The organism is Roseisolibacter sp. H3M3-2, assembly GCF_029211165.1.
Lineage (GTDB): Bacteria > Gemmatimonadota > Gemmatimonadetes > Gemmatimonadales > Gemmatimonadaceae > Roseisolibacter.
Window position 1 is genome coordinate 1 of record NZ_JARGEK010000329.1, and the last position, 5502, is coordinate 5502.

The 5502-nt window shown below is 75.6% G+C and carries 6 protein-coding genes; 5 read left to right on the top strand and 1 reads right to left on the bottom strand.

Annotated features, from left to right (window positions below; genetic code table 11):
- Positions 1–385 (top strand): EamA family transporter (locus PYV61_RS20190; RefSeq protein WP_275834998.1); only part of this gene is annotated, 385 nt, incomplete at its 5' end.
- A 298-nt stretch (positions 386–683) separates the two neighbouring features.
- Positions 684–1622 carry an ABC transporter substrate-binding protein gene (locus PYV61_RS20195; RefSeq protein ID WP_275835000.1) on the top strand — a complete coding sequence of 313 codons (939 nt, stop codon included), beginning with the start codon at positions 684–686 and terminating at the stop codon, positions 1620–1622.
- Here the strand turns inward: PYV61_RS20195 and PYV61_RS20200 are convergent.
- Entirely contained in the window at positions 1603–1968 is a 366-nt protein-coding gene (locus PYV61_RS20200; protein ID WP_275835002.1) for a sulfite exporter TauE/SafE family protein, read from the bottom strand. The genes PYV61_RS20195 and PYV61_RS20200 overlap by 20 nt on opposite strands.
- A gap of 130 nt (positions 1969–2098) precedes the next feature.
- On the opposite strand from PYV61_RS20200, the gene PYV61_RS20205 reads away from it, so the two are divergent.
- The 3 genes from PYV61_RS20205 to PYV61_RS20215 form a co-directional block, all read left to right on the top strand.
- The gene (locus tag PYV61_RS20205) at positions 2099–3166 is read left to right on the top strand and encodes a M42 family metallopeptidase (RefSeq protein WP_275835004.1); all 1068 of its coding nucleotides are present in this window, start codon (positions 2099–2101) and stop codon (positions 3164–3166) included.
- Positions 3167–3240: 74 nt separating this feature from the next.
- A complete protein-coding gene (locus tag PYV61_RS20210; RefSeq protein ID WP_275835006.1) occupies positions 3241–4599 on the top strand; it encodes a M20/M25/M40 family metallo-hydrolase in 1359 nt (452 codons plus the stop codon).
- Positions 4596–5502, top strand: a 907-nt coding sequence (locus PYV61_RS20215) for a type II CAAX endopeptidase family protein (protein ID WP_275835008.1), incomplete at its 3' end; no start/stop codon positions are given. The genes PYV61_RS20210 and PYV61_RS20215, both read left to right, overlap by 4 nt.

Consider the following 5502-nt stretch of genomic DNA (forward strand, 5'->3'; position numbering starts at 1 on the left):
CGGCGACGCGCCGCCCCCCCTCGGCACGGCGGTCCTCACCTTCGCGCTCGGGAGCGCGCTGCTCGCCGCGGGGCTCGCGGCCGCCGGCACGCCGCCGCTCCCGCTCGCGCGCCTCGACGCCCGCGGCCTCGCCACGCTGACCGCGCTCGGCGTCGTGTCGACGTTCGTGCCGACGCTCGCCTTCGCCGTCGCCTCGCGCCGCCTGCCGCCGGTCACCAGCAGCGCGACGCTCCTCCTCGTCCCCGTCGTCTCGGCGCTCGCGGCCGCCCTCGCGCTGGGCGAGCTGCCGTCGCCCTGGCTCCTACCCGGGGGCGCTCTCGTCGCCCTCGGGCTGCTCCTCCTCGCCCGGGCGCCCGCACCCATCGTCGAGACGCCGTCGGACTGAAGGGCGAACCGCGCGAACGGCGGGAGCGGGTACTTCGTAGGGCGGGGGTACGGCGGAGATCAGGATACGGCGCAGATCGGGGTAGTGCGCAGATCGGGATACGACGAACGGCGGGATGGTGCGAAGATCGGGATACCGCGGACCTGCAGTCTCGAGCCGGTAGGTTCGCGGTACCCCGTCCTTCGCCGTATCCCGAAGTCCGCCGTACCCCGAAGTTCGCCGTACCCCGATCTTCGCCCCACCCCGATCTTCGCCGTGGGCCGAGCCACCAGTCCTCTCCGCTCTCAGCTCGACGTAGATGCGAGTCGTAGCCCTGCTCCCCGCCGCCACCGAGATCGTCGCCGCCCTCGGCGCCGCCGACCGGCTGGTCGGCGTCACCCACGAGTGCGACCACCCGCGCGACGCCGTCCTCGGACGCGCCCGCGTGACGCGGCCGTCCGTGCCGAGCCACCTCGACGGCGCCACCCCGGCGGAGATCGACGCGGCGGTGCGCGAGCGGTCCGCGACCGGCGCGCCGCTGTTCGCGCTCGACGAGGCCGCGATCGCCGCGCTCGACCCCGACGTGCTGCTGACGCAGGGGCTGTGCGACGTGTGCGCCGTGTGGGAGGGCGACGTGCGCGCGCTGGCGGAGCGGCTCGGGGCGCGGCGCGGCGCGGCGCCGCGGGTGGCGACGCTGGGCGGCACGACGCTCGACGGGGTGCTCGACGACGTGGCGGCGCTGGCCGCGGAGCTGGGGCTGGAGGCGGCCGGCGCGGCGCTGGTGGAGCGGGCGCGGGCCCGGGTGCGCGCGGTGCACGAGACGCTCAAGGCGGCACGCGCGCCGCGTCCGCGGGTCGCCGTGGTCGAGTGGACGTCGCCCGTCTTCCTCGCCGGGCACTGGGGGCCGGACCTCGTGCGGCGCGCCGGCGGCGTGGACGTCCTCGGCACCGTCGGCGCGCACTCGACGACCGTGGAGCTGGCGGCGCTGGCGGCGGCCGACCCCGAGGTCGTGCTGATCGCGCCGTGCGGCTACGACCTGGCGCACGCCGAGGCCGAGGCGCGGGCGCGGCTGGCCGACCCGGCGTGGGGGTGGCTGGCCGGGCGCGCGGTGTGGGCGCTCGACGCCAACGCCTTCCTCAGCCGGCCGGGCCCGCGGCTGGTGGACGGGGTGGAGGTGCTGGCGGCCCTGCTGCACCCCGCGCTGTTCGGGGCGCCCGCCGCCGACGCGGCGGTCCGCGTCAGCGCGGCTTCGCCGTGATCCAGAGCCGCGCCGCCACCACCACCAGGAACACCGCGAAGGCGCGCTTGGCCTGCACGGGGGAGAGCATCTGGTTCAGCTTCGCCCCCGCGTACGCGCCGAAGAAGAGCCCCGCGGCGATGAGCAGCGAGGCGCGCACCTCGACGTTCCCGTTGCGGTAGTACTCCCAGGCCCCGAGGGCGCCGACGGGGAGGAGGAGCGCCCCAAGCGAGGTGCCGGTGGCGGTCGCCGGGAGCATGCCGGCGAAGAAGAGGAGCGCCGGCACGATGACGATGCCGCCGCCGATGCCGAAGAGCCCCGAGAGGACGCCCGCGGCGAGCCCGATGAGCAGGTAGGTCAGGATCATCGGCGGAAGCTCCCCGGGCGCGGCCCACGGGGCAAGCGCCCGAGAGCAGGCGCCCGGGGGCATGCGCATGCCCCGTGGCGGCACGGCCACAGGGTTGACAAGGGACGCGCCGGGCGGGTTTCGTCCCCGGATGCCCTCCGACTCCTCCTACGCCTTTCTCAAGCAGTTGCTCGGGACGCCGGGTCCCTCCGGCTTCGAACGCGCCCCCGCGCGCGTGTGGCGCGACGAGGCGCGCAAGTTCGCCGAGGTGCACGGCGACGTGATGGGGAACAGCTTCGCCGTCGTCGAGGGCGGCGGGGGCCCGACGGTCCTCCTCGCCGGGCACGTCGACGAGATCGGGGTGATCGTCACCTGGGTCGACGACCAGGGCTACGTCTACTTCGGCCCGATCGGCGGGTGGGACCCGCAGGTGCTCGTGGGGCAGCGCGTCCGCCTGGCCGGGAAGGACGGCGACGTGATCGGCGTGGTCGGCAAGAAGCCGATCCACCTCATGAAGCCCGAGGAGCGCGAGAAGGCGTCGAAGATCACCGACCTGTGGATCGACGTCGGCGCCACCAGCAAGGCCGAGGCGCTGGGGCGCGTGCAGGTCGGCGACTGCGGCGTGATCGACGCGCCGATGCACGAGCTGCCGAACGGCCGCATCGTGTCGCGCGCGATCGACGACCGCGTGGGCGCGTACGTCGTCCTCGAGGCGGCGCGGCGCTACGCCGAGAATCCGGGCGCGGCGCGCGTGGTCGCGGTGGCCACCACGCAGGAGGAGATCGGGTGGCGCGGCGGCGGCGCGATCGCCGGCGCGGTGCACGTGAACCCCGTCATGGCGGTCGCGGTCGACGTCACCTTCGCCACCGACCACCCCGGGGTCGAGAAGAAGGAGCACGGCGAGGCCGCCCTCGGCGGCGGGCCGGTGCTCACGCGCGGCTCGATCATCTCGCCGGTGGCCTTCGGGCTGCTGCGCGACGCGGCGGAGCGCCTGAAGGTGCCGTACACGGTGCACGCGGCGGGGCGCGAGTCGTTCACCGACGCCGACTCGATGCACAACGCCCGCGAGGGGATCGCCACCGCGCTGCTGTCGATCCCGAACCGCTACATGCACTCCCCGAACGAGATGGTGGCGCTGGCGGACCTCGACCGGGCGGCCGACGTGCTGGCCGAGGCCTGCCGCGCCGTGACGGCGGAGACCGACTTCACGGACCGCTGAGCCGGGGCGGCGCGTTAGAATGGGGCGGGGGTTCCGGTGACCGGGGCCCCCGCCCCTCTCGTGTGCCCCTCCCCATGCGCCACACTCTCGCGTTCGCCCTCCTCCTGCCCGCGGTCGCGGGCGCCCAGGCGCCCGCCCGCGCCGGCGCCGACCGCGCCAGCGCCGACCGCGCCAGCGCCGACCGCATCAGGCGCGACGTCGCCGTCCTGGCCGACGACCGGATGGAGGGGCGCTTCACCGGCACGCCGGGCAACGACTCGGCCGCCGCCTACGTCGCCCGCCGCTTCGCGTCGCTGCGGCTGACGCAGGTGGTCGACGACGACGCGGCCGCCTGCGCGCGCCGCCGCACGGCGACCCGCGCTGGGCGCGAGCAGTCGTGCACGACCTACCTGCAGCGCTTCACCGCCCGCTCCGCCTCGCTCGCCCACGCCGGGCGCCCGAGCGAGCTGGCGACGCAGAACGTCGTCGCGACGATCCCGGGCACCGACCCCGCGCTGCGCGGCCAGGTCGTGGTGCTGGGCGCGCACTACGACCACCTCGGGCGCGACGCCACCTTCTCGACCGACCCCAAGGCCGGGAACGCGATCCGCAACGGCGCCGACGACAACGCGTCGGGGACGGCCGCCGTGATGGAGCTGGCGCGCCTGTTCGCCGCGCGCCCCGCGAAGCGCACGATCATGGTCGTCGCCTTCAGCGGCGAGGAGCTCGGGCTGCTCGGCTCGCAGTGGTTCGTCGACCACCTCCCGGTGCCGGTCGACAGCGTCGCCGCGATGCTCAACTTCGACATGGTCGGGCGGCTCACCGACGACAAGCTGCTCGTCTACGGCACCGCCACCGCGACCGAGCTGCCGGCGATCCTCGACTCGGCCAACGCGGCCGGCCCGGCGCTGTCGGTGAAGGGGATCGGCGACGGCTTCGGCCCGTCCGACCACTCGTCGTTCTTCGTGAAGAACGTGCCGGTGCTGCACTTCTTCACCGACCAGCACACCGACTACCACGCCGCCACCGACGACCCGGCGACGCTCAACTACCCGGGCACCGCGCGCGTGGTCGACCTCGCGCACGGCGTGGCGCGGCGCATCGCCGACCGCGCGGCGCGGCTGACCTTCCAGCGCGGCACCACGACGCAGCGCATGGCCGGCGCGCAGAGCAGCCAGGGGCCGCGCCCGTGGCTCGGCTCCGTCCCCGACATGTCGTCGGACGGCGCGAAGGGGCTGCGCCTGCAGGGCGTCACCCCCGACAGCCCGGCCGACAAGGCGGGGCTCAAGGCCGGCGACCTCGTGGTGCAGATGGACGACACGCCGGTGACCGACCTCTACACGTACACCGACGCGCTCTACGCGCGGAAGCCGGGCGACGTGCTGAAGGTGACGGTGCTGCGCGGCACCGAGCGCCTGACGGTGAACGTGACGCTGGGGCAGCGCGGGCAGTGACGGCGCCGCCGGCGGGGGAGACGCTGCTGGACCGGGTGGTGCTCCCCGGCGGGGACGGGCGGGGGCGCGGGAGCGGGTGGACCTGGCCGAAGCGGATCGTGGCGCTCGTCTTCTGGGGGACGATCCAGGGCGTCTTCCTGCTCCCGCGCGCGGTGCCCGTGCCGGGGCAGCCGTGGCCCGGCTTCCTGCTCCCGCCGGCCGTCGGGCTGCTGCTGAACCTCGCGATCGCGGCGGCGTTCGTCTGGTGGTTCGCGCTGCGTCGCGGCGTTCGCGACGACCCGCGCCGCCGCGCGACGTACCGGCTGCGCGCCGTGCCGCCGGCCGCCGCGCCGTGGATCCTCCCCGCGTCGGCGTCGATGATCGCGGTCGTGTGCGCGGCGCTGGTGGTGCTGCCGCGCTTCGTCCGCATCCCGCCCGACCGCAACACCTTCCTCGACGAGTACCTCGACCTCCCGCTCGGCGTCGCCGCCGTGCTGGTCATGGTCGCCGTCATCGCGCCGCTGCTCGAGGAGTTCCTGTTCCGCGGCTGGATGCAGCGCACGCTCGAGCGGCGCACGTCGCCGGTGGTCGCGATCGCGGTCACCGCCCTCGCGTTCGGGCTCGTGCACGTGGACCTGTTCGGCCTCCCGCTGCGCGTCGCGTTCGGCCTCGCGTCGGGCTACCTCGCGTGGGGCACGCGGTCGATCTGGCCGAGCGTGATCCTGCACGGCGCCTACAACGGCTCGCTCGTCGTGCTCGGCGACGCGCTGCCGCAGATCGACGAGCGGCAGCTGACCGCGTGGGCGCAGAACGACGCGGTGTTCTATCCCGCGCTGGCCGGGCTGGCGCTCGCGTCGCTCGCCCTCGCGGCCAGCGTGCGCCGCGCGCGCGACGCCGCGCCGGCGGCGCGCGCGGCTCGCCGCC

What these genes read in the sequence shown, in the direction of transcription:
- PYV61_RS20195 (WP_275835000.1), top strand. Translation starts at nt 684, where the DNA reads ATGCGAGTCGTAGCCCTGCTCCCCGCCGCCACCGAGATCGTCGCCGCC.
- PYV61_RS20205 (WP_275835004.1), top strand. Translation starts at nt 2,099, where the DNA reads ATGCCCTCCGACTCCTCCTACGCCTTTCTCAAGCAGTTGCTCGGGACG.
- PYV61_RS20210 (WP_275835006.1), top strand. Translation starts at nt 3,241, where the DNA reads ATGCGCCACACTCTCGCGTTCGCCCTCCTCCTGCCCGCGGTCGCGGGC.
- PYV61_RS20200 (WP_275835002.1), bottom strand. Translation starts at nt 1,968, where the DNA reads ATGATCCTGACCTACCTGCTCATCGGGCTCGCCGCGGGCGTCCTCTCG.